The sequence below is a fragment of the Vogesella perlucida genome, assembly GCF_979366545.1.
This window is the reverse complement of sequence record NZ_CEETRO010000005.1, coordinates 75,712-101,127: the sequence shown is the minus strand read 5'-3', so window position 1 is coordinate 101,127 and position 25,416 is coordinate 75,712. Positions and strand designations below refer to the sequence as shown.

23 protein-coding genes and 1 riboswitch are annotated in these 25,416 nt (G+C 64.1%); of the genes, 17 read left to right on the top strand and 6 right to left on the bottom strand.

Going from position 1 to position 25,416, the window contains the following annotated elements; translation table 11 throughout:
- Window positions 1-2: 2 nt before the first annotated feature.
- Genes ACZ9XP_RS08910 through speD form a run of 3 tightly spaced genes read left to right on the top strand, consistent with a single transcriptional unit; the run spans window position 3 to window position 1,988 of the window.
- Window positions 3-1,469: a DUF4178 domain-containing protein gene (locus ACZ9XP_RS08910; RefSeq protein ID WP_465188296.1), complete on the top strand. Its 1,467-nt coding sequence runs from the start codon at window positions 3-5 to the stop codon at window positions 1,467-1,469.
- 1 nt (window position 1,470) lies between these two features.
- A complete protein-coding gene (locus ACZ9XP_RS08905; protein ID WP_170253689.1) occupies window positions 1,471-1,626 on the top strand; it encodes a hypothetical protein in 156 nt (51 codons plus the stop codon).
- Window positions 1,623-1,988: an adenosylmethionine decarboxylase gene (gene speD, locus ACZ9XP_RS08900; RefSeq protein WP_147686484.1), complete on the top strand. Its 366-nt coding sequence runs from the start codon at window positions 1,623-1,625 to the stop codon at window positions 1,986-1,988. Before ACZ9XP_RS08905 ends, speD begins: the two co-directional genes overlap by 4 nt.
- A 471-nt stretch (window positions 1,989-2,459) precedes the next feature.
- On the opposite strand, the gene ung is transcribed toward speD, so the two are convergent.
- The 3 genes from ung to ACZ9XP_RS08885 form a co-directional block, all read right to left on the bottom strand.
- A complete protein-coding gene (gene ung, locus ACZ9XP_RS08895; RefSeq protein ID WP_147685274.1) occupies window positions 2,460-3,173 on the bottom strand; it encodes a uracil-DNA glycosylase in 714 nt (237 codons plus the stop codon).
- Between the two features lie 75 nt (window positions 3,174-3,248).
- Window positions 3,249-3,575, bottom strand: a complete 327-nt coding sequence (locus ACZ9XP_RS08890; protein WP_147685277.1) for a rhodanese-like domain-containing protein — start codon at window positions 3,573-3,575, stop codon at window positions 3,249-3,251.
- Entirely contained in the window at window positions 3,575-4,234 is a 660-nt protein-coding gene (locus ACZ9XP_RS08885) for a protein-L-isoaspartate O-methyltransferase family protein (protein ID WP_147685279.1), read from the bottom strand. The genes ACZ9XP_RS08890 and ACZ9XP_RS08885 overlap by 1 nt, the downstream gene beginning before the upstream one ends.
- Window positions 4,235-4,363: 129 nt before the next feature.
- Window positions 4,364-4,498: riboswitch (TPP riboswitch) on the top strand.
- A gap of 104 nt (window positions 4,499-4,602) precedes the next feature.
- On the opposite strand from ACZ9XP_RS08885, the gene thiC reads away from it, so the two are divergent.
- The 4 genes from thiC to ACZ9XP_RS08865 all read left to right on the top strand — a co-directional run bounded on the left by thiC (window position 4,603) and on the right by ACZ9XP_RS08865 (window position 10,882).
- The gene (gene thiC, locus ACZ9XP_RS08880; RefSeq protein WP_147685281.1) at window positions 4,603-6,507 is read left to right on the top strand and encodes a phosphomethylpyrimidine synthase ThiC; all 1,905 of its coding nucleotides are present in this window, start codon (window positions 4,603-4,605) and stop codon (window positions 6,505-6,507) included.
- A 236-nt stretch (window positions 6,508-6,743) separates the two neighbouring features.
- Entirely contained in the window at window positions 6,744-7,715 is a 972-nt protein-coding gene (locus ACZ9XP_RS08875; protein ID WP_147685283.1) for a tetratricopeptide repeat protein, read from the top strand.
- Between the two features lie 191 nt (window positions 7,716-7,906).
- Entirely contained in the window at window positions 7,907-9,979 is a 2,073-nt protein-coding gene (locus tag ACZ9XP_RS08870) for an SEL1-like repeat protein (RefSeq protein WP_147685285.1), read from the top strand.
- 162 nt (window positions 9,980-10,141) lie between these two features.
- Window positions 10,142-10,882 (top strand): sporulation protein, encoded by a 741-nt coding sequence (locus ACZ9XP_RS08865; protein WP_147685287.1) that lies wholly within the window; start codon window positions 10,142-10,144, stop codon window positions 10,880-10,882.
- An 18-nt stretch (window positions 10,883-10,900) separates the two neighbouring features.
- Here the strand turns inward: ACZ9XP_RS08865 and ACZ9XP_RS08860 are convergent, their stop codons facing one another.
- A complete protein-coding gene (locus ACZ9XP_RS08860; protein WP_465188295.1) occupies window positions 10,901-11,779 on the bottom strand; it encodes an HD-GYP domain-containing protein in 879 nt (292 codons plus the stop codon).
- 160 nt (window positions 11,780-11,939) lie between these two features.
- Between ACZ9XP_RS08860 and ACZ9XP_RS08855 the strand changes: the two genes are divergently transcribed.
- The 5 genes from ACZ9XP_RS08855 to ACZ9XP_RS08835 all read left to right on the top strand — a co-directional run bounded on the left by ACZ9XP_RS08855 (window position 11,940) and on the right by ACZ9XP_RS08835 (window position 18,894).
- Window positions 11,940-12,947 carry a class I SAM-dependent rRNA methyltransferase gene (locus ACZ9XP_RS08855; protein ID WP_465188294.1) on the top strand — a complete coding sequence of 336 codons (1,008 nt, stop codon included), beginning with the start codon at window positions 11,940-11,942 and terminating at the stop codon, window positions 12,945-12,947.
- 194 nt (window positions 12,948-13,141) lie between these two features.
- Window positions 13,142-14,695, top strand: coding sequence for a sensor domain-containing diguanylate cyclase (locus tag ACZ9XP_RS08850; protein WP_465188293.1), 1,554 nt, complete (start codon window positions 13,142-13,144; stop codon window positions 14,693-14,695).
- A 136-nt stretch (window positions 14,696-14,831) separates the two neighbouring features.
- On the top strand, window positions 14,832-15,017 hold the full coding sequence (locus ACZ9XP_RS08845) for a Lar family restriction alleviation protein (protein WP_026107748.1): 186 nt from the start codon (window positions 14,832-14,834) through the stop codon (window positions 15,015-15,017).
- A 17-nt stretch (window positions 15,018-15,034) separates the two neighbouring features.
- Window positions 15,035-17,992 carry a DNA translocase FtsK gene (locus tag ACZ9XP_RS08840; RefSeq protein ID WP_147685296.1) on the top strand — a complete coding sequence of 986 codons (2,958 nt, stop codon included), beginning with the start codon at window positions 15,035-15,037 and terminating at the stop codon, window positions 17,990-17,992.
- 137 nt (window positions 17,993-18,129) lie between these two features.
- A complete protein-coding gene (locus ACZ9XP_RS08835) occupies window positions 18,130-18,894 on the top strand; it encodes a substrate-binding periplasmic protein (protein WP_465188292.1) in 765 nt (254 codons plus the stop codon).
- 72 nt (window positions 18,895-18,966) lie between these two features.
- Here ACZ9XP_RS08835 and ACZ9XP_RS08830 read toward each other — a convergent pair whose 3' ends face one another.
- The gene (locus ACZ9XP_RS08830; protein WP_147685300.1) at window positions 18,967-19,308 is read right to left on the bottom strand and encodes a putative periplasmic lipoprotein; all 342 of its coding nucleotides are present in this window, start codon (window positions 19,306-19,308) and stop codon (window positions 18,967-18,969) included.
- 117 nt (window positions 19,309-19,425) lie between these two features.
- Between ACZ9XP_RS08830 and ACZ9XP_RS08825 the strand changes: the two genes are divergently transcribed.
- Entirely contained in the window at window positions 19,426-19,659 is a 234-nt protein-coding gene (locus tag ACZ9XP_RS08825; protein WP_147685302.1) for a DUF2789 domain-containing protein, read from the top strand.
- Between the two features lie 73 nt (window positions 19,660-19,732).
- Entirely contained in the window at window positions 19,733-21,721 is a 1,989-nt protein-coding gene (locus ACZ9XP_RS08820) for a peptidase U32 family protein (RefSeq protein WP_465188291.1), read from the top strand.
- A gap of 217 nt (window positions 21,722-21,938) precedes the next feature.
- Here ACZ9XP_RS08820 and ACZ9XP_RS08815 read toward each other — a convergent pair whose 3' ends face one another.
- Complete coding sequence (locus ACZ9XP_RS08815; protein ID WP_465188290.1) at window positions 21,939-22,874, bottom strand: LysR family transcriptional regulator; 936 nt, start codon at window positions 22,872-22,874, stop codon at window positions 21,939-21,941.
- A 99-nt stretch (window positions 22,875-22,973) separates the two neighbouring features.
- Here ACZ9XP_RS08815 and ACZ9XP_RS08810 point away from each other — a divergent pair, with 99 nt between their 5' ends.
- The 3 genes from ACZ9XP_RS08810 (at window position 22,974) to ACZ9XP_RS08800 (ending at window position 25,319) form a co-directional block, all read left to right on the top strand.
- The gene (locus ACZ9XP_RS08810; RefSeq protein WP_465188289.1) at window positions 22,974-23,741 is read left to right on the top strand and encodes a sulfite exporter TauE/SafE family protein; all 768 of its coding nucleotides are present in this window, start codon (window positions 22,974-22,976) and stop codon (window positions 23,739-23,741) included.
- Window positions 23,742-23,858: 117 nt separating this feature from the next.
- Window positions 23,859-24,128, top strand: coding sequence for a hypothetical protein (locus ACZ9XP_RS08805; protein ID WP_147685311.1), 270 nt, complete (start codon window positions 23,859-23,861; stop codon window positions 24,126-24,128).
- Between the two features lie 87 nt (window positions 24,129-24,215).
- Window positions 24,216-25,319, top strand: coding sequence for a helix-turn-helix transcriptional regulator (locus ACZ9XP_RS08800; RefSeq protein WP_465188288.1), 1,104 nt, complete (start codon window positions 24,216-24,218; stop codon window positions 25,317-25,319).
- Window positions 25,320-25,416: the final 97 nt, after the last annotated feature.

The window sequence follows — 25,416 nt, the reverse complement described above, 5'->3', positions numbered from 1 at the left end:
TGATGTACCGCGTCGCCTGCCCCGCCTGCGGCGCCGAGGTGCGCTTTCATGCCACCAGCTCGGTGCTGGCGGTGTGCCCCTATTGCCAGAGCACACTGCTGCGCGACGCCGACAGCGTGCGAGACATCGGCAAGATGGCCGCGCTGCTAAACGACTACTCGCCGCTGCAAATCGCCGCCAGCGGCATCTGGCGCGGCCGCCAGTTCACCGTGGTTGGCCGCATCCAGCTGCAGTACGACGCCGGCGTGTGGAACGAGTGGCACATCCTGTTCGACGACGGCGAAAGCGCCTGGCTGGCCGATAGCCTGGGCCAGTACGTACTCACCCACGCGCAAGGCCCGTGCGATAGCGCCCCGGCGTTCGACAGCCTGCAGGCCGGCCAGGTATGGCCGCAGGGCAAAGACAGCTTCATCTTCAGCGACATCCGCCGCGCGCGCTGCGTGGCCGGGGAGGGCGAGCTACCACGCCAGCTACAACCCGGCTACGACGCCCCGGTCGCCGACGCGCGCTGCGGTGGCCGCTTCCTCACACTGGATTACAGCGACAGTACACCGCCGCAGCTGTACCTGGGCGAGGCGGTCACGCTCAAGCAACTGAACATGCAGCGCCTGCGCGACGAGCGCGCCATCACCGCCGCCACCGGTAAGCTGCCAGGCAGCGTACAGCAGCTGGCTTGCCCGCAATGCGGCGCCAGCCTGGACTACCGCGCCGGCAGCGCCACCTACCTGAACTGCCCGTCTTGCGGCAGCGAAGTGGACATCCAGGGCGAGCAAGCTACGGTACTGGGCCAGTACAAGGCACAGCAGATCAGCACGCTACGCTTCACGCTGGCCAACGGCAGCCAGGCCACCATCGACGGCAAGGTGTGGACCATCATCGGTCTGCTAGGCTGGCAAGAAGTGGAAGACCGCAACAGCAGCTGGAACGAATACCTGCTGTACGAACCGCAGCTGGGCCTGCGCTGGCTCACCGAAACCGGCAATGGCTGGTGGCTGGGCACGCTGATGGATATCTGGGTAGACCAGGCTGGCCCGCAGCAAGCCAGCTGGGGCAAAAACCGTTTTGCCGCGCGCTACCCCGCCTACGACGCGCACATTGCCTACGCCGCCGGCGCCTTCCCGTGGCGCGCCCGCGTGGGCGAGCGCGTCAGCATCCGCGAATACATCAGCAGCGACGGCAACACCGTGCTGGCCTGCGAACAAAGCCCGCGCGAGCTCACCTGGAGCAGCAGCCGCAGCGTAACCCCGGCTGAGCTGGCGCGCTGGTTTGGCAAGGCGGCCCCGGTAGCCACCGCCTTCAAACCACAAGCCACCGCCAGCAGCAAAGCAGCGCTACGCCCCGTCGGCATCGCCGCCAGCGTGCTGCTGTGGCTGGTCAATGCGCCGGTGATCCTGGGCGGCGACAGCGGCGGTGCGCTTACCCTGTGTTTTATTGCCACAGTGATCCTGTGGCTACCGCTGGACAACTGACATGAGCCGCCTCACCTACATCCTGTATTGCCTGGCCATCGTCGCGGTCAGCACCGCCATCAACTACGCCAGCAATAGCGACGACGGCGGCAGCTACCGCAGCAGCGGCGGCTACTACGGCGGCAGTGGCGGCGGCTTCTCGGGCGGCCACAAATGAGCCACCTGGGCGAGCACCTGCTGGCCGATCTGTACCAGTGCCCGGCCACCGCACTGGCCGACGCCGACGCCGTGGAGCAGGCACTGTACGCCGCCGCCCGCGCCGCCGGGGCGCACGTGCTGGCCGGCCACTTTCATCACTTTGGCACCGGCCTGGGCGTGACCGGCGTGCTGCTGCTGGCCGAATCGCACATCAGCATCCACACCTGGCCCGAACACGGCTACGCGGCGGTCGATCTGTTTCTATGCGGCAGCACCGCCCACGCCGCCGCACTGGCGGTGCTGCAGCAGACGCTACAGGTTGGCCGCATCGAACAGCGCTGCGTGGCACGCGGCCAACTGCCTGCGGCAATGCCTGTCTGAAAATCATTTTTGCCACGGAAACACACTGAAAACACGAAAGGAAAAGCAGCCTAGGCTACCTGATGAACATGGCCAACCCGGCAGCCTGCGCATGCTTCGCACACATTTAGCAGCGGTGCCAATTACTGCATTTTCCGTGCTTTTCGTGTGCTTTCGTGGCTAAAACGGCCTTTTTGCCACGGAAACACACTGAAAACACGGAAGGGAAAGCAGCCTAGGCTACCTGATGAACATGGCCAACCCGGCAGCCTGCGCATGCTTCGCACACATTTAGCAGCGGTGCCAATTACTGCATTTTCCGTGCTTTTCGTGTGTTTTCGTGGCCAAAAAAGTCTTTTTCCTCAGAAACACACAGATGACACCGAAGGGAAAAACAGTGGTGACTGACAGATACACACGACCAAACCGGTGCCAATTGCTGCACTTTCCGTGATTTTCGTGTGCTTTCGTGGCTAAAACAGCACTTCAGCCTTAAAACAAACCACCCTGCGGTGCCGGCAGCGCCCAGTCGATTGCCTCGCGGCCGTGCGCTTGCAGCCAGGCGTTGGCTTGCGAGAACGGGCGCGAGCCGAAGAAGCCGCGGCTGGCCGACAGTGGCGACGGGTGCACGGCTTTGAACACGCCGTGGCGGCTGGCGTCGATGCGCTCGGCCTTGCCCTGCGCCCAGTTGCCCCACAGCAAAAACACACAGCCGGGGTTGTGCGCGTTCACCGCGTCGATCAAGGCATCGGTCACTGCCTGCCAGCCGAACTTGCCGTGGCTGCCGGCGCAGTCGGCCTCCACCGTCAGCGAGGTATTCAGCAGCAGCACGCCCTGTTGCGCCCAGTGGGTGAGGTCGCCGTGGCTGGCCGGGGCGATGCCGAGGTCGCTGGCCAGCTCCTTGTACATATTGCGCAGGCTGGGCGGTATCTTCACCCCGGCCGGCACCGAGAAGCTCAGCCCCATCGCCTCGCCGGCACCGTGGTAGGGGTCTTGCCCCAGGATCACCACGCGCACGGCGGCCGGCTCTACGTGCTGTAGCGCATGGAAGATCTGGCTGGCAGGTGGGTAGATGACGGCACCGCCGGTGGCACGTTCAGCGAGCTTGGCGTCTATTTGCTGCAAGTTGGCCGCAGTAGCCGGCTGCTGTAGCACGGTTTGCCAGGCGGCAGGCAGGGTGGCCAGGGCGGGGGCGAGGTAGTGCATGGCAAGTGTCCAGTAGAAAAGGGGCAAAAACAAAGCCGCCCGGCAGGGGCGGCTTGGCGGTGCGGCAGCAGGCGCTTAGTAGTGCGCCATGCTCGGGTCAACGTCGTTGGCCCAGGCTTCCACGCCGCCACGCAGGCTCAGCACCTGCTCGAAACCGGCGTTCTGCAGGAACAGGCCCACCTGGAAACTGCGCACACCGTGGTGGCAGATGGTGACGATGGGCGCGTCGTCCGGCAGCTCATTGTGACGCATCGGGATCAGGTGCATGGCAATCTGCTGCGAACCGGGAATGCGGCACAAGGCCAGCTCCCAGTCTTCGCGCACGTCCAGCAGGTAGGGCTGCGGGCGGCTGCTGTCTGCCAGCCAGGCCGCCAGCTCTACGGCGGTAATTTCGCGGATCATCAGAAGCTGAAGCGCGACGGCTCGATGGCGTCCAGCTGCTGCAGGCGCGGCAGGTTGGTGTCAAAGCTTACCGCTTCCTGGTAGGCGTTTTCGCCCACGCGGGTAATCACCTTGGCCACCATCACCGGGGCGTCGCCTACGATCACAGCCAGGCGGCCACCTACGGCCAGCTGGGCTTTCAGCGCTTCCGGCACCACCGGGGTGGAGCCGCCCACGCAGATCACGTCAAACGGGGCTTGGCCTGGCACGCCTTCGATACCGTTACCCACGCTGAGGGTCACGTTGCGGATGCCGGCGGTTTTCAGGTTGGCCGCAGCGCGTTCGCTTTGCTCGGCGTCCAGGTCCACGCTGTACACGTGCTGGCTTACGGCGGCCAGCAGGGCGGTGAGGTAGCCGCTACCGGTACCCACTTCCAGTACCTTGTCGCTGGCTTTTACTTGCAGGTCTTGCAGCAGACGGGCTTCGACTTTCGGCTCCAGCATGGCGGTGCCGTTTTCCAGTGGCAGCTGCATGTCCACAAACGCCAGCTGGCGCTTTTCTACCGGCACGAAGTCTTCGCGCTTCACGTGGAACAGCAGGTCGAGAATGGAGGTGTCGAGCACATCCCACGGACGGATTTGCTGCTCAACCATGTTGAAACGGGCTTGTTCGAAATTCATTCGGAAACTCCGGGGGATCCAAGACAAATAGACTAAGGGCGATTCTGAAAGCGGGGCTGTGGCAACCCTGCTTCCACAATCGGCCACCAGATGGCAACTTGCGATTATCCCACATTTACCTTACCTTCACAGCATCGCTAGGGGTCCTGCAGCGCTTGTGTACCATTCGCACCAATTTGCGAACAGCATAAGCGCCGTGGGTGAGAGTTACCCTTCGAACCTGACCCGGATAATACCGGCGTAGGGAAGCGTAATCTGCCAGACACCGCCCGCCGCGCCTTGTTCCGCCCGGCATGCGGCCAAGCTGGCAGCCGGGTCAGCCCGGGCCGCTCCTTGCGCCGTTTCATCGCCTTGGAGAACCCGCACCGATGAACGCGCCTGCAACACTGAACACCCAGATGGTGGTGGATTCCGCCGCCATCCAGCCCCTGCCCAATTCCCGCAAGATCCACGTAAGCGGCAGCCGCCCCGATATCCGCGTGCCCATGCGCGAAATCAGCCAGGCCGACACGCCCACACAGTTTGGCGGCGAGACCAACCCGCCCATCTATGTATACGACACCAGCGGCCCCTACACCGACCCGCAAGCGCACATCGACATCCGCTCCGGCCTGCCGGCGCTGCGCGCCGCGTGGATCGCCGAGCGCGACGACACCCAGCTGCTACCTGGCCTGTCCAGCGAATACGGCCGCGCGCGCGAAGCCGACCCCAAGCTAGCCGACCTGCGCTTCAACCTGACGCGCCAGCCACGCCGCGCCAAGCCCGGCCTGAACGTGACCCAGATGCACTACGCCCGCCGCGGCATCATCACGCCAGAGATGGAATACGTCGCCATCCGCGAAAACCTGAACCGCCAGGCCTATATCGACAGCCTGCACGCCACCGGCAACACCCGCCTGCTGGAGCTGATGACCCGCCAGCACGCCGGCCACAGCTTTGGTGCCCAGCTGCCCGACGCCATCACCCCCGAGTTCGTGCGCCAGGAAATCGCCGCCGGCCGCGCCATCATCCCCAACAACATCAACCACCCCGAAAGCGAGCCGATGATCATCGGCCGCAACTTCCTGGTAAAAATCAACGGCAATATCGGCAATAGCGCGGTAACGTCGTCGATCAGCGAAGAAGTGGACAAAATGACCTGGGGCATCCGCTGGGGCGCCGACACCATCATGGACCTGTCCACCGGCAAAAACATCCACGAAACCCGCGAGTGGATCCTGCGCAACAGCCCGGTACCCATCGGCACCGTGCCCATCTACCAGGCGCTGGAAAAGGTCAACGGCAAGGCCGAAGACCTGACCTGGGAAATCTTCAAAGACACGCTGATCGAGCAGGCAGAGCAGGGCGTGGACTACTTCACCATCCACGCCGGCGTGCTGCTGCGCTACGTACCGATGACCGCCGGCCGCATGACCGGCATCGTGTCGCGCGGCGGCTCCATCATGGCCAAATGGTGTCTGGCGCATCACCAGGAAAACTTCCTGTACACCCACTTTGCCGACATCTGCGAGATCATGAAGGCCTACGACGTGGCCTTCAGCCTGGGCGACGGCCTGCGCCCCGGCAGCGCCTGGGACGCCAACGACGCCGCGCAGCTGGGCGAACTGAAAACCTTGGGCGAGCTCACGCAAATCGCCTGGCAGCACGACGTGCAGGTGATGATCGAAGGCCCCGGCCACGTACCGATGCAGCTCATCAAAGAGAATATGGATAAAGAGCTGGAGTGGTGCCACGAAGCGCCGTTCTACACCCTGGGGCCGCTCACCACCGACATCGCCCCCGGCTACGACCACATCACGTCGGCCATCGGCGCCGCGCAAATCGGCTGGTACGGCACCGCCATGCTGTGCTACGTCACCCAGAAAGAACACCTGGGCCTGCCCAACAAGCACGACGTAAAAGAAGGCATCATCACCTACAAGCTGGCCGCCCACGCCGCCGACCTGGCCAAAGGCCACCCCGGCGCACAGATCCGCGACAACGCGCTGTCCAAGGCGCGCTTCGAGTTCCGCTGGGAAGACCAGTTCAACCTGGGGCTGGACCCGGACAAAGCGCGCGAATTCCACGACGAAACCCTGCCAAAAGACAGCGCCAAGGTGGCCCACTTCTGCAGCATGTGCGGCCCGCACTTCTGCAGCATGAAGATCACCCAGGACGTGCGCGAGTTCGCCGCCAAGCAAGGCATCAGCGAGCAGGACGCGCTGCAAAAAGGCATGGAAGTAAAAGCCATCGAGTTCGTCAAAGGCGGCGCCAAGCTGTACGACAAGGCCTGATACGGCGATTGCTTCACGTGAAACAAAAAGGTTGGCCGCAGGTAATGCGGCCAACCTTTTTTATCTTCTAGTGTTTATTCGGCCCTTCGCGCCTGCCAGCTAGGTACTTATGGACGGCGCACAAACGGGCAACACCCCGTTGCATCAGCAGCCGGCGTGCACAATCGCCTGCGCATGGCGCTTGCCTCGCGCCGGGTGGCGGGGTCAAATGGGTGGATTCCACCCAGACGCCCGCCATGACCCAGCCCCGCGCCATCTTGCCACTGTTCCTGCTGCTACCCGCCCTGGCCCTGGGCCAAGTAGCCAGCCCGCCTGACAGCGGCCAGGAAGACTGGCCGGCGCTGCTGGAACACACCGCCCGCCCGGCCATGCAGGGCCGGCTGGGCGAATCGGAACAGCAGCTGCGCGAGCTGCTGGCACGCGCCCCGGCCAGCCAGCCGGCGCTGCAGGCCGATATCCTGCACCGGCTACAGTTTGTACTACGCAGTCGCCAGCAAACCACCGCCGCACTGGAAGCCGCCAGCCAGGCGCTGGCGCTGCGGATTCAGGCATTTGGCCCGCATCACCTGCTGGTAGCCGAATCGCAGCAAGCCTACGCCCGCCTGCTGGCGAAGGATGACCAGCCTGCTGCGGCAGAAAAACTGCTGCGACTGGCACTGCAAACCAGCGACCAGTTGGCCGGTAGCGAAAGCCTGGCTGCCGCAGCGTCGCGCCACGCGCTGGGTTTGTTCTACCAGCAGCAAAAACAGGACGACAAAGCTGCCGAGCAGCTGGGGCGGGCGCTCGCCATACGCCAGAAAAGGCTGCCAGCCGACCACCCGGACACGCTCTACACCCAAGCGCGGCTGGGTGCTGCACTACAGCAGTTGAAGCAGTACGAGCGCGCTATCGGTTTACTGCAAGACGCGCTGGAAGGCGAAACACGGCGTGGCAACGCCGACGGCCTGCACGCCGCCATCATTACGCGCGAGCTGGCCTACTGTTACCACTACCAGCAGCACTATGCCGAAGCAGAAACCCGCTACCAGCAAGCGCTGAACCTGCTGGCACTGAACCTGGGCAGCCAGCACCACGCCTACACCGTGACCTTGCAAGCTTTGGGCTGGCTGTACATCAGCAGCCAGCGCGAAAGTGAGGGCAGGGCGCTGCTGGAAACCGCCCGCCAGCGCTTGCAGCAAGCAGAAAAAGACGCGGCGCCACGCAAGTAAGGGTTGCAAAAAACGCGCAAGTGGCTAGCTGCCAGACATTTTTCGTCAAACGGTCATGTCTTTGCGGCTTCAACACGATATGATTAACGTTTAAAGAATTCCGCAACGTGCAGGCCGCCGCACCACTCACTGCGACAGGCCAGACTTGATACGCCAGCCCGGCATGGCGCCCAACTCACAAAGAAACGCATATGAAAAAACGCCTCGCAACGACTGTCATTGTTACCAGCCTGATGCTTGCTGCACCGGCCTTTGCCGGTATCAAAGAAGGCAGGACCGCCTTCAACAAAGGTGACTTTGCCGCGGCACTGCGCGAGTGGACGCCGGCAGCCGAGCAAGGCAACGCCAGCCTGCAATACCAACTGGGCGAGCTGTATCGCAAGGGTCTGGGCACACCGGTAAACCTGGAGCAAGCGGCCAACTGGTACCGCAAGGCTGCCGAGCAAGGCTACGCTGACGCGCAGCTGAATCTGGGCCAGCTGTACGAAAAGGGTAACGGCGTCACGCAAGACCTGGCCGCTGCGGCCAGCTGGTACCGCAAAGCCGCAGAGCTGGGCAATACCGTTGCGCAAACCAACCTGGCTGCCCTGTACCAGAGCGGCCGCGTACAGCAGCTGGATGTCACCGGCGCCGCCTACTGGTACCGCAAAGCCGCCAAGAGCGGTAACGCCCAGGCACAAACCAATCTGGCCGACATGGTACAAAACGGCGCCGGCATTCCCGCCAACGCCGCTCAGGCCGCCACCCTGTACCGCAAAGCTGCCGAGCAAGGCATCGCCCAGGCACAGTACAACCTGGGTGTGCAGTACCAGCAAGGCCGTGGCGTAGAAAAAAGCCCGGTAGAAGCCGCCAAGTGGTTCCGCAAAGCCGCCGAGCAAGGCTATGTAGAGGCACAAGCCAGCCTGGCCACCATGTTCCATAACGGCGTGGGTGTACCACAAGACTACACCGCCGCCGCCGACTGGTTTGCCAAGGCCGCCGAGCAAGGCGACGCAGATGCCCAGTTCAGCCTGGCCCAGATGTACCAGCAAGGCCGTGGTGTAGAGCAGGATTACGTGAATGCGGCCAACTGGTTCCGCAAAGCCGCCGTTCAGGGCCACCCGAATGCCCAAGCCATCCTGGGTAACCTGTACCAAAGCGGGCTGGGCGTACCGAAAGACCCGGCACAAGCCGCCGTATGGCACCGTCGCGCTACCGAACAGCTGGCCGCCAGCTGGTTCGTGAAAGCCGCAGAGCAGGGCGATGCCAACGCGCAGTACAGCCTGGGCCAGATGCTGGAAAAAGGCCAAGGCACTGCACAAGACCTGGCCGACGCCGCCATGTGGTACAACAAAGCGGCCAACCAGGGCCATGCTGGCGCGCAAACCAGCCTGGCGCAGCTGTACGAAAAGGGTAACGAGCTGCCACAGGACTACGCCCAGGCAGCCAGCTGGTACGCCAAGGCAGCCGCACAAGGCGATGCCCAGGCACAAGCCAGCCTGGCCGCACTGCACATGAAAGGCAGCGGCGTAGCGTTTGACCCGAAACGCGCCTTTGCCCTGAACCAGCAAGCCGCTGCACAAGACAATGTATCGGCACAAGTCGCCCTGGCCGCGCAGTACTACAACGGCCAAGGCACCGAGCAAAGCTACGAGCAAGCAGCCAACTGGTACCGCAAAGCCGCCAAGAGCGGTAACGCCGATGCCCAGTTCAGCCTGGGTGGCCTGTATGAGAACGGCCAGGGCGTGAAACAGAGCAACGACGAAGCCGTGGCCTGGTACCGCAAAGCCGCAGCACAGTACAACGTCGGCGGCCTGAATAATCTGGGCGTGATGTACTACTACGGCCAGGGCGTCCCCAAAGACGCCACCGTATCCTATGCCCTGCATAACCTGGCCCGCGCCCAGGGCGACACCCTGGCAGCCAACAACCTGGCCCAGCTGGAACAGGACATGGGCCGCGCCCAGCTGGCGCGCGCGCAGGACTTGTCCCGCCGCATGAACGTGCCGGGCAAGCTGCTGGCTGAAATCGAACGCTATGTAGTGTATGTACGCCCGGTACTGGCTGGCCGCCCAGCCAAAGCCGGTAAAGCTGCCGCCAAGGTAGCCGACAAAACTGTCAGCGCTGCCAGCACCGATGCACCGGTAACGGCCAAACCGGAAAAAGCCGGCAAGACCTCGACCAAGGCCAGCAAGATGAAGGCCGCCGCCAGCCAGGCCATCACCGAGCTATCGGCGCAGCTGAATGCTGCCGTGGCACCGGAAGCGGCACCGGTTAAAAAGTAAACCGGCACTGCCCACCCCACCGCAGCCCTGGCGCTGCGGTTTTTTTTTGCTTTTGTTGCCTGTGGCACTGCCAAGCCGGAACCCGGCCGGGCACAGCTGGTCTGTAGCGCCAGGGGGCCACAGGCGGCACCCGTACTTACCGCACTTATCTACGGAAACATCATGTTCAAGAAACTGCTTGCCTCTATCGGCGTCGGTGGCGCCAAAGTCGATACCCAGCTGGACAACCCGCGCCTGCACCCTGGCGACATGCTGACCGGCCGCGTAGTGGTACAAGGCGGCAATGCCGACCAGGACATCGAAAAGATCGAGCTGGTCTTGATGGTGGAAGCAGAACAAGAATCTGGCGACCACGAAGTCCGCGGCGCGCTACCACTGGGCAGCATTCTGGTCAGCCAGCGCTTTACGGTAAAAGCCGGCGAAACCCGCCAGTTCCCCTTCCAGCTACAGCTGCCGGCCGAGACGCCCATCAACGCGCTGGCCCACTACGGCCGCCCGCTGGCAGTGTGGATCCACACCGACCTGGCCATAGCCTCGGCCGTGGACGCCAGCGACCGCGACCTGCTGGAAGTACACCCCACACCGCAGGTAGCCGCCTTGTTGGCCGCATTCGAGCAGCTGGGCTGGGGCCTGTACAGTACCGATGTCGAAGTGGGTACCGCACGCATCGGCAACGTGGCCAGCACCTTGGGCTGCTATCAGGAAATGGAGCTCAAACCGCGTGGCGGCAACTTCCGCATCCAGGAAATCGAGCTCACCTTCCTGCCGTGGGGCAACGAAACCCACGTACTGATCGAGGTCGACTCGCGCTTTGGTGGCGACTTCTACCGCTCGCTGGCCATGGGCCCGGACTTTGCCAGCCGCAACTGGGCCGACGAGCTGCGCCGCCAGCTGCCGCTGTAACCCCGCCGGCCCGCAGGCTCAGGCCGACGGGCCGAACCAGCCCAGCCAGCGCTTGGGCCTGGGCAGCAGCCGGTACGCCGGCTGCACCAGGCTATCGATCAGCGGCGTGTCCGCCCTGGGCTGACGCGCCGCCACCGGGTTGGCCACGCCCGTGGCCGCCACCTGCCAGCGCCCCGCTTGGTGGCGCACGTGGTAGCCCATCGCACACGATGGGCAATGCACGGTGTCGCCGTCCTGCACCTCGCTATGCATCACCAGCGTGGGCCCGCAAGCCACGCACTGCTGCAACGGCCGCCCCGGCGCGCTGTGGCCGATCACCGCATCCAGCGCCCCTTCCTGCCCCAGTGCCAGCAAGATGCGGCCAACCGTAGCGTCAAACTGCCCACCCAAGTTGTCTTCAATGATCTGCAGTGCCTTGGCCAGCGGCATGCCGGCGCGGTAGGGGCGCGAGCTGGTCATCGCGTCCAGCGCATCCACCACGCCGACAATGCGCGCTACCAGCGGGATAGCCGCCCCGGCCAAGCCACGCGGGTAGCCACGGCCGTCCGGCGTTTCGTGGTGCAGCCATACAGCATCCATGGCCAGCGCCGCCAGCGGGTGGCCCGCCAGCAAATCGGCCCCGACCTGCGGGTGGGTCTTGATCACCGCGTACTCTTCGTCGGTAAGCCGGTCGCGCTTGTTCAACACCGCATCCGGTATGCCCACCTTGCCCAGGTCGTGTAAAAAACCACCCAGCGCCACGCGCGCCACCTCATCTGGCGGCAGCTGCATGCGCTCGGCCACCAGGCGGGCAAACTGCGACACCCGCCACAAATGGCCACCGGTATAGGCATCGCGTGCCTCTACCATCATGGCCATCACATACAAAGACTTGAGTAATGCCTGCGCTTGGTCCATGTTTTCTCCTGATGCTTCTATAGAAATTAGACGTAAACGGCGGCGTTTTCTTACAAGCCAACGTAAAAAAACCAGCCCGCTGCGGGCAAGCGCGTACAATTACCCTATCTCGGCCGGAGCCCTGTGCTGCCGGCCGCCTTCTTTTGTCTGCGAGAACACCATGTCCACCCTGACCGAACTGCTTGTAGCCGCCGACGCGCACCGCGCCGCGCTGCTCACCCGCCTGGCCAGCGAAGAAACCGATACCTACCGCCTGTTTCACGGTAGTGCCGAAGGCCGCCCGGGCCTCACCATCGACCGCTACGGCGATGTGCTGCTGCTGCAAACCTTCCATACCCCGCTAAGCGAAGAAGAGCACCAGGCCATCCTGGCGCACTACGCCCCGCTGGGCCTCACGGCGGTGTACAACGACCGCAGCGGCGCCAACTCGCGCGTTGGCAACCGTCTGCCGGAAGACCAGCTGGAAGCTGCCCAGACCCCGCGCATCATCCGCGAGCTGGGCGTGAAATACCATTTCCAGGCACGCCACCAGGGCCAGGACCCGTGGCTGTTCCTTGACCTGCGCGCCGGCCGCCGCCGCGTGATGCAGCTGGCCGAGGGCAAAAGCGTGCTGAACCTATTCGCCTACACCGGTGGTGTGGGGGTGGCCGCAGCCAAAGCCGGTGCCAGCTTTGTGATGAACGTGGACTTTGCCGAATCCAGCCTGCAGGTCGCGCGTGCCAACGCCAAGATCAACAGCCTGGCCACCCGCCCGCGTTGTGTGGAAAGCGACTGCTTTGCCGCGCTGCGCCAGCTGTCCGGCATTGGCCAGCCCAAGATGGTACGCGGCAAAAAAATGCCCCCGTTCCCGGTGCTGGAAGCCCGCCAGTTCGACCTGGTCTTCCTGGACCCGCCACGCTACGCCAAGAGCCCGTTCGGCGTGGTCGACCTGATCAACGACTACCCGGCGCTGTTCAAGCCGGCCCTGCTGGCCACTGCCGAAGGCGGCGTACTGATCTGCTGCAACAATGTCGCACAGGTAGACCGCGATGCCTGGCTGGCCCAGCTCAAGCGCAGCGCCGAAAAAGCCGGCCGCACCGTGCGCGACGCCGAATGGATCACGCCGGAAGAAGACTTCCCTACTTTTGACGGCAACCCGCCGCTGAAAATGGTGTTGCTGCACGTTTAAGCCACATCGCCGCCTAAAAGCCCGGCTGCCGCCACCCGCAAGGTTGGCCGCAGCCGGGCTTTTTGCTATGTTGCATGCAGTATCGATATAACAATAAATACTGGCAGACCCCGCCATGACGTCGCGCGTCCACGCCGCCAGCGGCAAGCCCGCCCCCACACAGCATTCGCCTGAGCACAGCCCTGGAGGGGCACATGCACACACCCGAACCCCCACCGCATGAGCAGGCCAGGCAGGCATTACTGGCGCGTACCGCCTTGCTGGATACACCGCCCGAAGCAGCATTCGACCGAGTAGTGCAGCTGGCGGCACAGCTGTTTGGCGTCCCGGTTGCCCTGATCTCGCTGGTGGACAGCGAGCGGCAATGGTTCAAGGCCAAAGTGGGGACAGACCTGTGCCAGACCACACGCGATATATCGTTCTGTACCCATGTGGTATCGCAGGGCAACATGCTGGTGGTGCACAACGCCTTGCAAGACCCGCGCTTTGCCGACAACCCGCTGGTCACCGGGGAGCTGGCCATCCGTTTTTACGCCGGTGCGCCCTTGCGCCTGGATACGCACCACGTTATCGGCACGCTTTGCTTGCTGGACCAGCGCCCGCGGCGCTTCGGGCCCCGCCAGCGGGCCCGGCTGCAACAACTGGCCGATACCCTGTGCGAGCTGATACGCCAACGCATGCTGTTGCAGCAAACCGAACGGCAAAGCAAGCTGCTGCTCACCATCAATCAGGCACAAAGCAGCTTTCTGCTGGACCGCGACCTGGGCGCCGCCTGCAGCACCATCCTGCACTCGCTGCTCGCCATGAGCCAGACCACGCTGGGCTTTATTGCCAGCTGCCAGGTAGACGACAGCGATAACTGCTATCTGGACATCCCCAGCATTACCCATCTGGACACCACGGCACTGCAATGGCTCATGCCGCAGCTTAGCCACCACCACCGTAGCTACCGCCTGTACGGCTTCGACCACATCTACGGCCACGCCATTGCCGAGGGCGAGCCACTGGTCATCAACCAGCCCGCCCTGTACGACGACAGCGGCGAGCTGGCAGGCATCCAGTCGCTGCTGATCATCCCCTGTTTTTTCCACCTGTCAGTCATGGGTGTGCTGGTACTGGTCAATCGGGCAGGGGGGTTTGACCAGGAAATCGTCGACCACCTCACCACCCTGTCAGACGGCATCGGCAACCTGCTGCACGTCCGCGGCCTGGAGCTGGCCCGCCAGGCCGCCGAGGCCGAGCTGGCGCGCCAGGCCACGCTCGACCCGCTGACCGGCCTGCTCAACCGGCGTGCCTTTCTGGAACGCTGCCAGCAAAGCCAGCAACGCTTTAGCCGCTACCAGCAGCGCTTCAGCTTGCTGATACTCGACCTGGATCACTTCAAGGTGCTGAATGACCAGCAGGGCCACCCGGCGGGCGACTATGTGCTGAAAGAAGTCAGCCGCCAGCTGCGGCGTACGCTGCGCGAAATCGACAGCCTGGCCCGCTGGGGTGGAGAAGAATTCTGCATCCTGCTGCCGCAAGAGCTGGAAGAAGACGCCATCCAGCTCGCCCAGCGCCTGTGTCACACCCTGGCCCAGCTGCCCCTGCAATGGCATGGCGAGCTACTGCTCATCACCGCCAGTATTGGTGTGGCCACGCTGAACATGGCTGGCGAGACCACCGAACACCTCATCGCCCGCGCCGATGCGGCCATGTACCAGGCCAAAGCCGCTGGTCGCAACCGCGCCTGGCTGGCCATGCCCTAAGCAGCAAGCCGCACCTTACACCACCACGTCAGGCCCTACGCTCCGTCACACCACCCTCACCAGCAGCGTGGCTAGCGCGCATTTGCCATGGCCAATTGCGGTATCATCCGGTGATTAACCCTGCCGGAATACCATGATGAGCGATACCACCAGCCTGAAACCCTGCAACAAATGCGGCGCCCCGGCCGAAGTGGTCAAGGCAGGCTCGCGCCGCTTCTGGGTGCAGTGCACCCGCTACGCCGGGCAAGGCACCTGCAGCGCCATCGGCCCGCAAGCCGACAACAAAAAAGACGCCATCGCCGGCTGGAACAAGACCCGCTAAAGCGGAAGAGTGATGCCATGGAGAAGTTTTCCAAACTGCTGACCAAGCTCAAGCATGTGCTGCAAGAAGACGGCGGCGCCGATAATGCGCCCCACGGGCAGGATGCCCCCTTGCCGCCTGTCGACACCCCCGACGCCATCACACCGCGGCCGCCACGGCGCACGCTGGGTGTGCTGGCCGACCAGCCAGCGGCTGCGGCCAACCCTGGCATCACCCCCACGGTCACCCCGCCGCCCCGCCAGCCAGCCAGCGGGCCCGCCACCCCGCCAGCCGAAGTCATCGACAAGCTGCCGCGCGAGCTGCCACGCTACCAACGCAAGCCCAAGGCGGCGCCCGCTCATAACAAGGCCGCGCCGCACAAGCTGCCGGTCATCGGCCTGGACGACGTACAACGCAACCTGCGCCGCGACCTGAACCGGCGCGAAAAAATCGCTGCCTACGACGGCAAGCCGGTCACCCAGCCACGCGACCTGCCGCTGATCGACCCGCGCGAAGTGCGCGCTAATGTGCAGCAGCTGCACAGTAATCGCCAGCCCGCCAGCACCGCCCCGCTGCCACCCGTTATCCTGCAGCCCACCCCGGTGATGAAAAAAGCCGGCCCCCCCGCGCCGCTGCCGCCATCACCGCTGGCACAGCAAGCGCGCGAGCGCGCTGCCGCCGCGCTGTTTGGCCCGCAATCCAGCTTTGCCCAGACAAAAACCGACGCCCAGACACCACGGCCCGCCGCCGCCGCGCCTGCCGACATCCAGGCAGACTGGCGCGGTGCCAGCCACGCCGCCGAAGCCCGCGCCGCAGGGGCACCGCCGTCCTGGCTCCCCCCTGCAGCACCACCGGCGCCGGCAACGTACGGCAGTGCAGCACACCAGGAAGACGCCGACAGCTGGCCGGGCAGCCTGGCAGCAGACGAACCGCATGATGGCTTCGCGCTGGACGACGACTTTGCCCTGCCCGCCGAGGCTGCTACAGCAGCGCAGGCCATCGAACCCGCCGCCGTGGCTACGCCACACCCACCAGTAACGCCGCCAGCGGCAGAAGCCGCGGTCGTCAGCACACCCGACACCCCTACCCGCTGGCAACAGCTGCGCCAGCCGGTAGCCGCCCCCGCCGCCGCGCCAGTATGGCAGGGCGTACGCCTGCGGCAAGCCGTCACCACAGCCGCCACAGTCGAACCGCCTGCCGTGCCAGCGCCTACGCCTGCCCTGCCGCCCGTGGCCGACAACACCGCTGCGCCGCAGGCCGGCTACCACAGCACCCAGCGTGGCGACATCGTGTGGCACCTGCTGGACGACGAAGCCGATAGCGAACCCGCCGTGGCGCCCGCTGCGGCCAACCCTGGCCTGGTATGGCAGCTGCTGGAAGATGCGCCGGCAGCCGCAGAAGCCCATCTGCCAGCAGACAACGGCGTGCCCGCCGCGCACATCAGCCAGGCGCTGCACACCCTGGCCACCGCCGCGCAGCCCAAACCGCACGCCATTCCCGTGGTGTACGGTGACGCCTGCCTGCCATCGCTGGACCTGCTGCGCCCGCCCGACACGCACAAGGCGGTGCAAAGCGAAGACTACCTGATAGAACGTGGCATTCTCATTGAAGAAAAATGCGCCGAGTTCAAGGTAAAAGTGGCCGTGGTAGACGCCTACGCCGGCCCGGTGATTACCCGCTATGAAGTCGAGCCGGCAGTAGGGGTGCGTGGCAGCCAGGTAGTCAACCTGGCCAAAGACCTGTCGCGCGCGCTGGGCCTGGCGTCCATCCGCGTGGTGGAAACCATCCCCGGCAAGACCTGCATGGGGCTGGAGCTGCCCAACCCGCAGCGCCAGATGATCCGCCTGTCGGAAATCTTCAGCGCCGACGTGTTCCAGCAAAACGCCTCCAAGCTCACGCTGGCACTGGGGCAGGATATCAGCGGCGCCCCCGTCGTGATGGACCTGGCCAAAGCGCCGCACCTGCTGGTAGCCGGTACCACCGGCTCGGGCAAGTCGGTAGGCGTGAACGCCATGATCTTGTCCATGCTGTACAAGGCCACGCCGGACGAAGTGCGCTTCATCATGATCGACCCCAAAATGCTGGAGCTGTCGGTGTACAACGACATTCCACACCTGCTGGCACCGGTGGTCACCGACATGAAGCTGGCGGCCAACGCGCTGAACTGGTGCGTAGGCGAAATGGAAAAACGCTACCGCCTGATGAGCCATCTGGGCGTGCGCAACCTGGCCGGCTACAACGATAAGGTGCGCGCCGCCGAGGCACGCGGCCAACGTTTGAGCAACCCGTTCAGCCTGACGCCGGAAACACCGGAACCGCTGGCCACGCTGCCCTTCATCGTGGTGGTGGTCGACGAGTTTGCCGACCTGATGATGGTGGCCGGCAAGAAGATCGAAGAGCTGATTGCCCGCCTGGCGCAAAAAGCCCGCGCTGCCGGCATCCATTTGATCCTGGCCACACAGCGCCCGTCGGTAGACGTGATTACCGGCCTGATCAAGGCCAATATCCCCACGCGTATTGCCTTCCAGGTGTCCAGCAAGATCGACAGCCGTACCATTCTGGACCAGATGGGCGCCGAAAGCCTGCTGGGGCAGGGCGACATGCTGTTCCTGCCGCCGGGCACCGGCTACCCGCAGCGCGTACACGGGGCGTTTGTCACCGATGAAGAAGTGCACGCCATCGTGGAGGACCTGAAGCAGTGGGGCGAGCCGGACTACGTGGAAGGCCTGCTCACCGGCGAGTCTGCCGCCGACGACGACCAGGCCGAGGCCAAAGGCCGCGCCGCAGCGGGTAGCGAAACAGACCCGCTGTACGACGAAGCGGTAGGCATTGTGCTGAAAACGCGCAAGGCGTCCATTTCGTCGGTACAGCGCCAGCTACGCATCGGCTACAACCGCGCAGCACGGCTGATCGAAGACATGGAAGCGGCCGGTATCGTGTCGGCCATGGAAAGCAACGGCAACCGCACCGTGCTGGTACCGGACCGGGATTATTGATATTTCGATAATATAATCCTGCAAAAAAAGCGCTAGCTGCCAAGCTGGCGCTTTTTATTGGTACGTTACCGGCCTGACACGCTGAATAGCAGGCAAAACGTGCTTATACTGGCCAGCTCTACGCATTGTCCGACAAGATGAAATCGATTGTTTGCGCACTGGCCACGCTAGCCGCCAGCATCACACTCAGCCACGCACAGACGCTGGAACTGGCCAATGGCGAATGGCCCCCCTACCAGTCGGCCCATCTGCCACGCTTTGGCTTTGCGTCGGCAGTGGTCAGCGAGGCGGCCGCCCTGGGTGGCCTGCAGGTACGCTACGGGTTCTACCCGTGGAAGCGCGCCGAAGAAATGGTGCGCAGCGGCCACGTGGATGGCTCGCTGGTCTGGAGCCAGACCGCACTGCGCGATAGCTTTGCGCTGTTCAGCGAACCCATCGTCCAGGACCGCGAAGTGGTGATTCACCACGCCCGCAAGCCATTGGCCGACTGGCCGCTACGCCAGCAGTGGCAAGGCGTACACCTGGCCCTGCCGCTGGGGTCACGTACCTTTCACGAGCTGGTGCGGCTTGAGCGCGAGGGGCGGGTGGAATACCACCGCGTAGAAACCCCGGAAAACGGCCTGCGCATGATTCTGGCCGGGCGCATGACCGCCATGACCCTGGCCAATAGCGTGTACCAGAGCCTGCGCCAAAACAAGCTCACCGCTCAGGAACGCAGCCAGCTCGCCACGCTGCCCACCCCCATCGAAATCGTTCCCTTTCGCCTGATGCTGTCACGCGCGCGCCCGCAAGCAGCGGTACAGTTGGCCGCCTTCAACCGTGGCCTGCAGCGGCTGCGGCAAAGCGGCCGCTACGCCCAGCTGGAACAACAGCTGCTACCCCACACAGGCAAAACACCGTAACAGCGGCAGCAAAACGCCCCCGCCAAAAGCAGGGGCGTTGACAAGCCAGTGGCCGTGGACCGCTGGTACAAGTTACTTGCCCTGCAGCGCATCGGCGGCTTGCTTCACCGCATCCACTTGCTGTTTGGCCTCGTCGATTTGCTGCCCCAGCTCCGGGTTCAGAATGGCGGCCGCCGCCCCCACGCGCTGTGCCACGCCCAGTGCGGCACTGGCTTGTTCTTTCAACTTGCCGGCACTGCCCATTGCCGCGCTGGCCTGCTGTTTCAGCTCGCCCAGCGGCGCGCTGCTGTCTTGTACCACCTGATGCGCGGTGCCAATGGCCGCCGACGCCTGTTGCTGCAGCTTGCTGGCCTGCTCGGCACTACACGCCACCAGGCCGGCACTGGCTGCCAGCACAATCCAAAGCTTGCGCATTACTGTCTCCTGTTCGTCAAAGGCTGCACCCGCAGCACCTTATAGAGTATGACGCGGTGGCCACAGTTCCGGCCACCAGCGTGTATGCTGACCTTTCCCCCCACCGGAGCCTTGCCCATGGACACCAGCCTTCACACCCTGTGCGCCCTGTTTGCCCAGCTGGGCCTGCCGGACAGCCCGGCCGACATCCGCGCCTTCATCGCCAGCCACCCGTTACCGGCCGACACCGCCATCGAAGACGCGCCGTTCTGGAGCGCCTCGCAAGCTGCTTTCCTGAAACAGGCACTGGACGACGACGCCGACTGGGCCGAGCTGGTGGACACGCTGGCCGCCCGCCTGCAGCAAGCCTGAGTGCATTTGCGCAAGTGACTGATTCCGCTATACTTCCGCCCCTTGCCACACCACCCACCGCAGGAAGTACCAGATGAGTCTGTTGCCGCACCAGGTCGAGCTGCTCTCGCCCGCCAAAAACATCGATATCGGCCGCGAAGCCATCCTGCACGGCGCCGATGCCGTGTACATTGGCGGCCCCAGCTTTGGCGCGCGGCACAACGCCTGTAACAGCGTGGCCGACATTGCCCAGCTGGTGCAGTTTGCCCACCGCTACCACGCGCGCATCTTCACCACGCTGAACACCATTTTGCACGACGCCGAGCTGGACGCCGCCCGCACGCTGATCTGGCAGCTGTACGACGCCGGCGTGGACGCGCTGATCGTGCAGGATATGGGCATCCTGCAGATGGATCTGCCCCCCATCCAGCTGCACGCCTCCACCCAGTGCGACATCCGCGACGCCGACAAGGCCCGCTTCTTGTCCGACGCCGGCTTTAGCCAGATCGTGCTGGCGCGCGAGCTGACCATCCCGCAAATCGCCAAGATCTCACAGGTAGTAAACGAAGGCGCCGACCCGGCCACCATCGAATACTTCATCCACGGCGCGCTGTGCGTCGCGTTTTCCGGCCAGTGCTACATCAGCCACGCCGACACCGGCCGCAGCGCCAACCGCGGCGACTGCTCGCAAGCCTGCCGCCTGCCGTACACGCTGACCGACGAAAAAGGCGGCGTGGTGGCCTTCGACAAGCACCTGCTGTCGATGAAAGACAACAACCAGAGCGCCAACCTGGAAGCGCTGCTGGACGCTGGCGTGCGCTCGCTCAAGATCGAAGGCCGCTACAAAGACGTGAGCTACGTGAAGAACATCACCGCCCACTACCGCCTGCTGCTGGACGAAATCTTCGAGCGCCGCCCCGAGCTGGCCCCGGCCGCCAGCGGCAGCAGCGAAATCTTCTTTACGCCCGACCCGGACAAAACCTTCCACCGTGGCGCTACCGACTACTTTGCCACCGGCCGCAAGATCGACATCGGCGCGTTTGACTCGCCCAAGTTCGTGGGCGTACAGCTGGGCACCGTACACAAAGTGGGCGACGGCTGGGTGGAGATTGCCACCCCCGAGCAGATGGCCAACGGCGACGGCATCAACTTCATGAAAAAGCGCGACGTGGTGGGCATGCAGCTCAACACCGTCAAGCAAGTGGGCCACGTACCCGGCGGCCAGCTGCTATGGCGCTGCGTCCCCAACGACCCGGCTACGCTTGCCGGCCTGAAACCCGGCACCGACATCAGCCGCAACCGCGACCACGCCTGGGAACTGGCGCTGCTGAAAAAATCCGCCGAGCGCCGCATCGGCGTATGGGCCACGCTGGCCGACACCGCAGACGGCTTGACGCTGACCCTCACCGACGCAGACGGCTGTAGCGCCACCGCTGTGGCCAACGTAGCACTGGAGCCGGCCAAAGACCCAGCCCGTGCCGAAAGCAGCCTGCGCGACGCCGTAGCCAAGCTGGGCAACACCCTGTTCCACGCCCACGACGTGGCGCTGCAGCTGGCGCAGCCGTGGTTCGTACCGGCCTCGGTCATCAACGGCCTGCGCCGCGACGCGGTAGAACAGCTGGAAGCCGCCAGGTTGGCCGCATGGGCGCGCCCGCCGCGCAAAGCCGAGCTGCAGCCGGCACCGCGCTTCCCCGAGCAAAACCTGAGCTACCTGGCCAACGTATACAACGCGCTGGCGTGGGACTTCTACAAAAAGCACGGTGTGGAAGTAATCGAGCCGGCCTACGAAGCGCATCAGGAAGAAGGCGAAGTGAGCCTGATGATCACCAAGCACTGCCTGCGCTTCTCCTACAACCTGTGCCCCAAGCAGGCCAAGGGCGTGAAGGGCGTGATGGGCCAGGTACGCGCCGACCCCATGGTGCTGAAATCCGGCGACGATACCTACACACTGAAATTCGAATGCCGCCCGTGCGAAATGCACGTGATGGGCAAGATGAAAAAGCACATCCTGAAAACCCCGCCGCCAAGCGACATCCCCGCCACCGCGCCGATCACCTTCTTCAAACAGCGGCCAACATCGTAAGCAGGCAGCGCCTGCGGCCAACCTTGGCCGCATGTGACATTACCGGCACCGATCGTAGTCGCACAGCGCAAGCAGCAGGCTGTGTGGCAGTGGTGCCGGAATCGGCGCAGGCCTTTGTGGAGGCGCGTACGCGCGAAGGCATTGTGGCGGCCAAGGCTTTGCCGAGCCGGCGCAGTATGCGGCTTCTTGCAACAACACGGCGTGGCCTAGCGCCGCCTCAGCCAGCTTGGTCCGGTGTGGGCAGGTCCGATGCTAACCAGCCGCCGCCATCGGCAAAATGCTCGCCCAGAAAATCGACAAAACAGCGCACTTTGGCCGACAGCCCCAGCCGCTGCGGGTACAGCGCCCAGATATCGGCCGGGGCGCCGTGCCAGCCCGGTAGCAGGCGCTGCAGGCGGCCGCTGTGCAGGTAGGGGGTCACGTCCCATAGCGAACGCAGCAGCACGCCGTGGCCCGCCAGCGCCCAGTTCACCACCGTTTCGCCATCATTGCTGGACAGCACGCCAGCCACTTTTACCGTGTGGACCTGGCTGCCGCTGTGCAGCACCCAATTGCCCCAGGTATCGTCGTTTTCGCGCACCACCAGGCACTGGTGCGCGCGCAAATCGGCGGGATGCTGCGGGGCAGGGTGCTGCGTCAGGTACAAGGGCGAGGCGCACAGGATGCGGCGGTTGGCCGCAATACGCCGCGCGTGGATGCGGGCATCTGGCGGCGGGCCAAAGCGGATGCTCACGTCAAAGCTGCCCTCGCTCAGCGCCGGCATGCGGTCGCTCAGATGCAGTTGTACCTCCACTTGCGGATAGCGGCGCACAAAGGCCGACACCAGCGGCGCAATGTGGCGGCGGCCAAAACCCAGCGTGGCGTTGACCCGCAGCAGGCCCTGCGGCGCACCGCTGCTGGCCATCAGCTCGCCTTCCAGCTCGCCTAGCTCCGCCAGCAGGGGTTGGCCGCGCGCCAGGTAGCGCTCGCCTTCCGGTGTGAGCGCCAGGCTGCGCGTGGTGCGGTTGAGCAGGCGCACGCCGAGGCGGCGCTCCAGGGCAGCCAAGCGGCGGCTAGCGGCTGGCGGGGTAATCCCCAGCTGCTGAGCGGTGGCGGTGAGGCTGCCGCATTGCATCAGGCGGCAGAAAAACGCCAGGTCGGCGATGGGGTCCATTCGTGCTTTCAGCTTAATAATGGCTTGTTGGTGGCGAAATTATAGCCAGCCATAGCCGGTATACACTGCCTGCTTTCGGGCTATAAGGCGGGTTGTGTCATGCATCTGGATGTCTTTACCACGCTGGGGGCACTGGCACAGGGGGTCATCCTGGGTGCTGTACTGGGCGGGCTGGGCGGCCTGCTGGGTATCGGTGGCGGCATTCTGGCCATACCGCTGCTGGGCGGGTTGTTTGGCATGAGCCAGACGCTGGCGCAGGGCACGGCGCTGGTGATGATGGTACCCAATGTGCTGCTGGGCTTCTGGCGCTATCGCCAGCGCAGCCCGTTTCCGCTGATGTTAGCGGTACGCATTGGCGCGCTGTCCATTGTGGCCACCTGGTTGGCCGCACAGCTGGCGCTGGGGCTGGATAAAGTACTGCTGCGCCAGGTGTTTGCCGCCTTCATGCTGGCGCTGGGGTGCTATTTCTGGCGGGAGGCAGGGCAGGCGGTGGCGGCCAACAGCACGCCGTGGCCTGCGCGCTATCTGCCGGGGGTAGGGCTGATCGGTGGGGCGTGTGGCGGTTTTTTTGGCGTGGGCTCGGGCATTGTGGCGGCCCCCATCCTGGTGCGCGGTTTTGGCAAAAGCCAGACCGAGGCCCAGGGCCTGGCGCTGGCACTGGTGGTACCGGCGGCGCTGGTAGCGCTGGGCAGCTATGGCCAGGCCGGGCAGGTGGACTGGCCGCTGGGCCTGGCGCTGGCGCTAGGCGGTGTGATGACGGTATCGCCCGGCGTGGCGCTGGCCTACCGCCTGCCACCTGCGCAGCTGCGCCGGCTGTTTGCGCTGATGTTGTGGCTCACGGCAGGGCTGACACTGTGGCTGGCCTGAGCCCAAAATCATCAAAATGAATGATGTCAGGCCGTAGGCAGTTGCATAGCATGGGCTCACCACCATTTTTGCACTATATGTCATGCACACCACGCTGTTGTTTGCCGGGGCACAGCCATGAGCTTGCTCTCGCTCCTGTTATTGTTCCTGATACCTGGCCTGCTGTTGCTGCTGGTCGTCACTTATGCGGTACGCAACCTGTGCCAGGGGTATACACAGCCACTACCAGACCGCACGGCGTATGCCTGGCGCCACCCTGGCACCGTACGCGGCGGTGTGGTGCACTGCTACCACTGCCATTGCTCCCGCCTGACCAAACGTAGCCTGGGCTGCGGCCAGCAGCTGCACTATTGCACCCTGTGTGGTACCGACTTGTTTGTCAGTTAGCCCATGCAAATCGGATGATATTCGGTCTAAAAAATTACACCTGGGATTTTTATAAGCTATGCTGCGCTAAAAAACGCCCACACCGCCATGGCTCGCCTACCGCTAGAACAACTTTCCCCCCTGATTGCCGAACTCTATGCCAGCATCGCCACCCCGGCAGCGCTGCCCTTGGCACTCAGCCAGCTGGAAAAGCTGCTGGACGTGGATATGGTGCACCTGAGGATCTTCAACAACCAGCATCAGACCATCCTCAAGCTCCATACCAATCCTGCCGTCCTGCCTCTGCTCGCAAGCTACGATCAGCACTACTACACCATCGACCCGCGCAAAGCCGTGATACGCCAAAAGCCGGTAGGCGAGGCGTACTGCTGCGCCGATTATTTTGATGATGCCTTTGTCTCGCGCAGCGCGCTCTACCAGGATTGGCTGATTCCGCATGGCTGGCGTTACGTGGCCGGCGGCTGCGTGATGCGCAACCAGCAACACAATGCCGACCTGGCGTTTCACTACATGCTGGGCCGCAAGCCGTTTGACCAGGACAAAATGGCCGTGATCAGACTGCTGTTACCGCACGTGGTGCAAATGCTGCAGCTGCGCGAACAAACCCAGGCGCTGCGCGAGCGTGCTGCCATCGGCCTGCATGCCCTGGAGCACCTGCAATACGGCGTGGCCGGGCTGGGCGAAGAGGGCGAGCTGCGCTATGCCAACCGCCAGGCCGAGGCCCTGCTGCCGCAGCTGGCAGACCACGTCAGGCCCAGTGGCCTGCAGCGCGATGGGCAGCTGTACCGGCTGCTACAACAATGCCGGCTACTGGGCCATGCCGTGAGCTACCGTCAGCCACAGGCCAGTGGCGCACTGCACTGCCTGCTGTTGCCGGTGAGCCGCAGCGTCATGTGGCTACCGGAAACCGACTGGAACGGCTGCCACACCCGTTATCTGCTTATCCTCAACCATACGCGCCAACACAGGCTGGCCCCGGCCAGCCAGCTGCGCGAGCTGTTTGGCCTCAGCCCCGCCGAGGCCCGGCTGGCGCACGCGCTGGGCTGCGGCCAAACGGTAGAACACTACGCTGCGGCCAACTGCGTATCGGTGAACACCGTGCGCACCCAGCTCAGCCAGGTACTGCAGAAAACGGGGGAAAGCCGTCAGCCCGACCTGATCCGCATGCTGATGCTGATCCCCCCGCTGTAAGCGCGTGGCACCGGCTGATTTGTCAGCCAACCAACACAACTTATACAAAATGAGTGCAATTTGCTGTAAAAAATTACAAATGGGAGCTTGCTAAGCT

Excerpts from the sequence above, each read along its gene's own strand:
- ACZ9XP_RS08910 (WP_465188296.1), top strand. The coding sequence starts at position 3 with ATGTACCGCGTCGCCTGCCCCGCCTGCGGCGCCGAGGTGCGCTTTCAT.
- ACZ9XP_RS08905 (WP_170253689.1), top strand. The coding sequence starts at position 1,471 with ATGAGCCGCCTCACCTACATCCTGTATTGCCTGGCCATCGTCGCGGTC.
- speD (WP_147686484.1), top strand. The coding sequence starts at position 1,623 with ATGAGCCACCTGGGCGAGCACCTGCTGGCCGATCTGTACCAGTGCCCG.
- ung (WP_147685274.1), bottom strand. The coding sequence starts at position 3,173 with ATGCACTACCTCGCCCCCGCCCTGGCCACCCTGCCTGCCGCCTGGCAA.
- ACZ9XP_RS08890 (WP_147685277.1), bottom strand. The coding sequence starts at position 3,575 with ATGATCCGCGAAATTACCGCCGTAGAGCTGGCGGCCTGGCTGGCAGAC.
- ACZ9XP_RS08885 (WP_147685279.1), bottom strand. The coding sequence starts at position 4,234 with ATGAATTTCGAACAAGCCCGTTTCAACATGGTTGAGCAGCAAATCCGT.
- thiC (WP_147685281.1), top strand. The coding sequence starts at position 4,603 with ATGAACGCGCCTGCAACACTGAACACCCAGATGGTGGTGGATTCCGCC.
- ACZ9XP_RS08875 (WP_147685283.1), top strand. The coding sequence starts at position 6,744 with ATGACCCAGCCCCGCGCCATCTTGCCACTGTTCCTGCTGCTACCCGCC.
- ACZ9XP_RS08870 (WP_147685285.1), top strand. The coding sequence starts at position 7,907 with ATGAAAAAACGCCTCGCAACGACTGTCATTGTTACCAGCCTGATGCTT.
- ACZ9XP_RS08865 (WP_147685287.1), top strand. The coding sequence starts at position 10,142 with ATGTTCAAGAAACTGCTTGCCTCTATCGGCGTCGGTGGCGCCAAAGTC.
- ACZ9XP_RS08860 (WP_465188295.1), bottom strand. The coding sequence starts at position 11,779 with ATGGACCAAGCGCAGGCATTACTCAAGTCTTTGTATGTGATGGCCATG.
- ACZ9XP_RS08855 (WP_465188294.1), top strand. The coding sequence starts at position 11,940 with ATGTCCACCCTGACCGAACTGCTTGTAGCCGCCGACGCGCACCGCGCC.
- ACZ9XP_RS08850 (WP_465188293.1), top strand. The coding sequence starts at position 13,142 with ATGCACACACCCGAACCCCCACCGCATGAGCAGGCCAGGCAGGCATTA.
- ACZ9XP_RS08845 (WP_026107748.1), top strand. The coding sequence starts at position 14,832 with ATGAGCGATACCACCAGCCTGAAACCCTGCAACAAATGCGGCGCCCCG.
- ACZ9XP_RS08840 (WP_147685296.1), top strand. The coding sequence starts at position 15,035 with ATGGAGAAGTTTTCCAAACTGCTGACCAAGCTCAAGCATGTGCTGCAA.
- ACZ9XP_RS08835 (WP_465188292.1), top strand. The coding sequence starts at position 18,130 with ATGAAATCGATTGTTTGCGCACTGGCCACGCTAGCCGCCAGCATCACA.
- ACZ9XP_RS08830 (WP_147685300.1), bottom strand. The coding sequence starts at position 19,308 with ATGCGCAAGCTTTGGATTGTGCTGGCAGCCAGTGCCGGCCTGGTGGCG.
- ACZ9XP_RS08825 (WP_147685302.1), top strand. The coding sequence starts at position 19,426 with ATGGACACCAGCCTTCACACCCTGTGCGCCCTGTTTGCCCAGCTGGGC.
- ACZ9XP_RS08820 (WP_465188291.1), top strand. The coding sequence starts at position 19,733 with ATGAGTCTGTTGCCGCACCAGGTCGAGCTGCTCTCGCCCGCCAAAAAC.
- ACZ9XP_RS08815 (WP_465188290.1), bottom strand. The coding sequence starts at position 22,874 with ATGGACCCCATCGCCGACCTGGCGTTTTTCTGCCGCCTGATGCAATGC.
- ACZ9XP_RS08810 (WP_465188289.1), top strand. The coding sequence starts at position 22,974 with ATGCATCTGGATGTCTTTACCACGCTGGGGGCACTGGCACAGGGGGTC.
- ACZ9XP_RS08805 (WP_147685311.1), top strand. The coding sequence starts at position 23,859 with ATGAGCTTGCTCTCGCTCCTGTTATTGTTCCTGATACCTGGCCTGCTG.
- ACZ9XP_RS08800 (WP_465188288.1), top strand. The coding sequence starts at position 24,216 with ATGGCTCGCCTACCGCTAGAACAACTTTCCCCCCTGATTGCCGAACTC.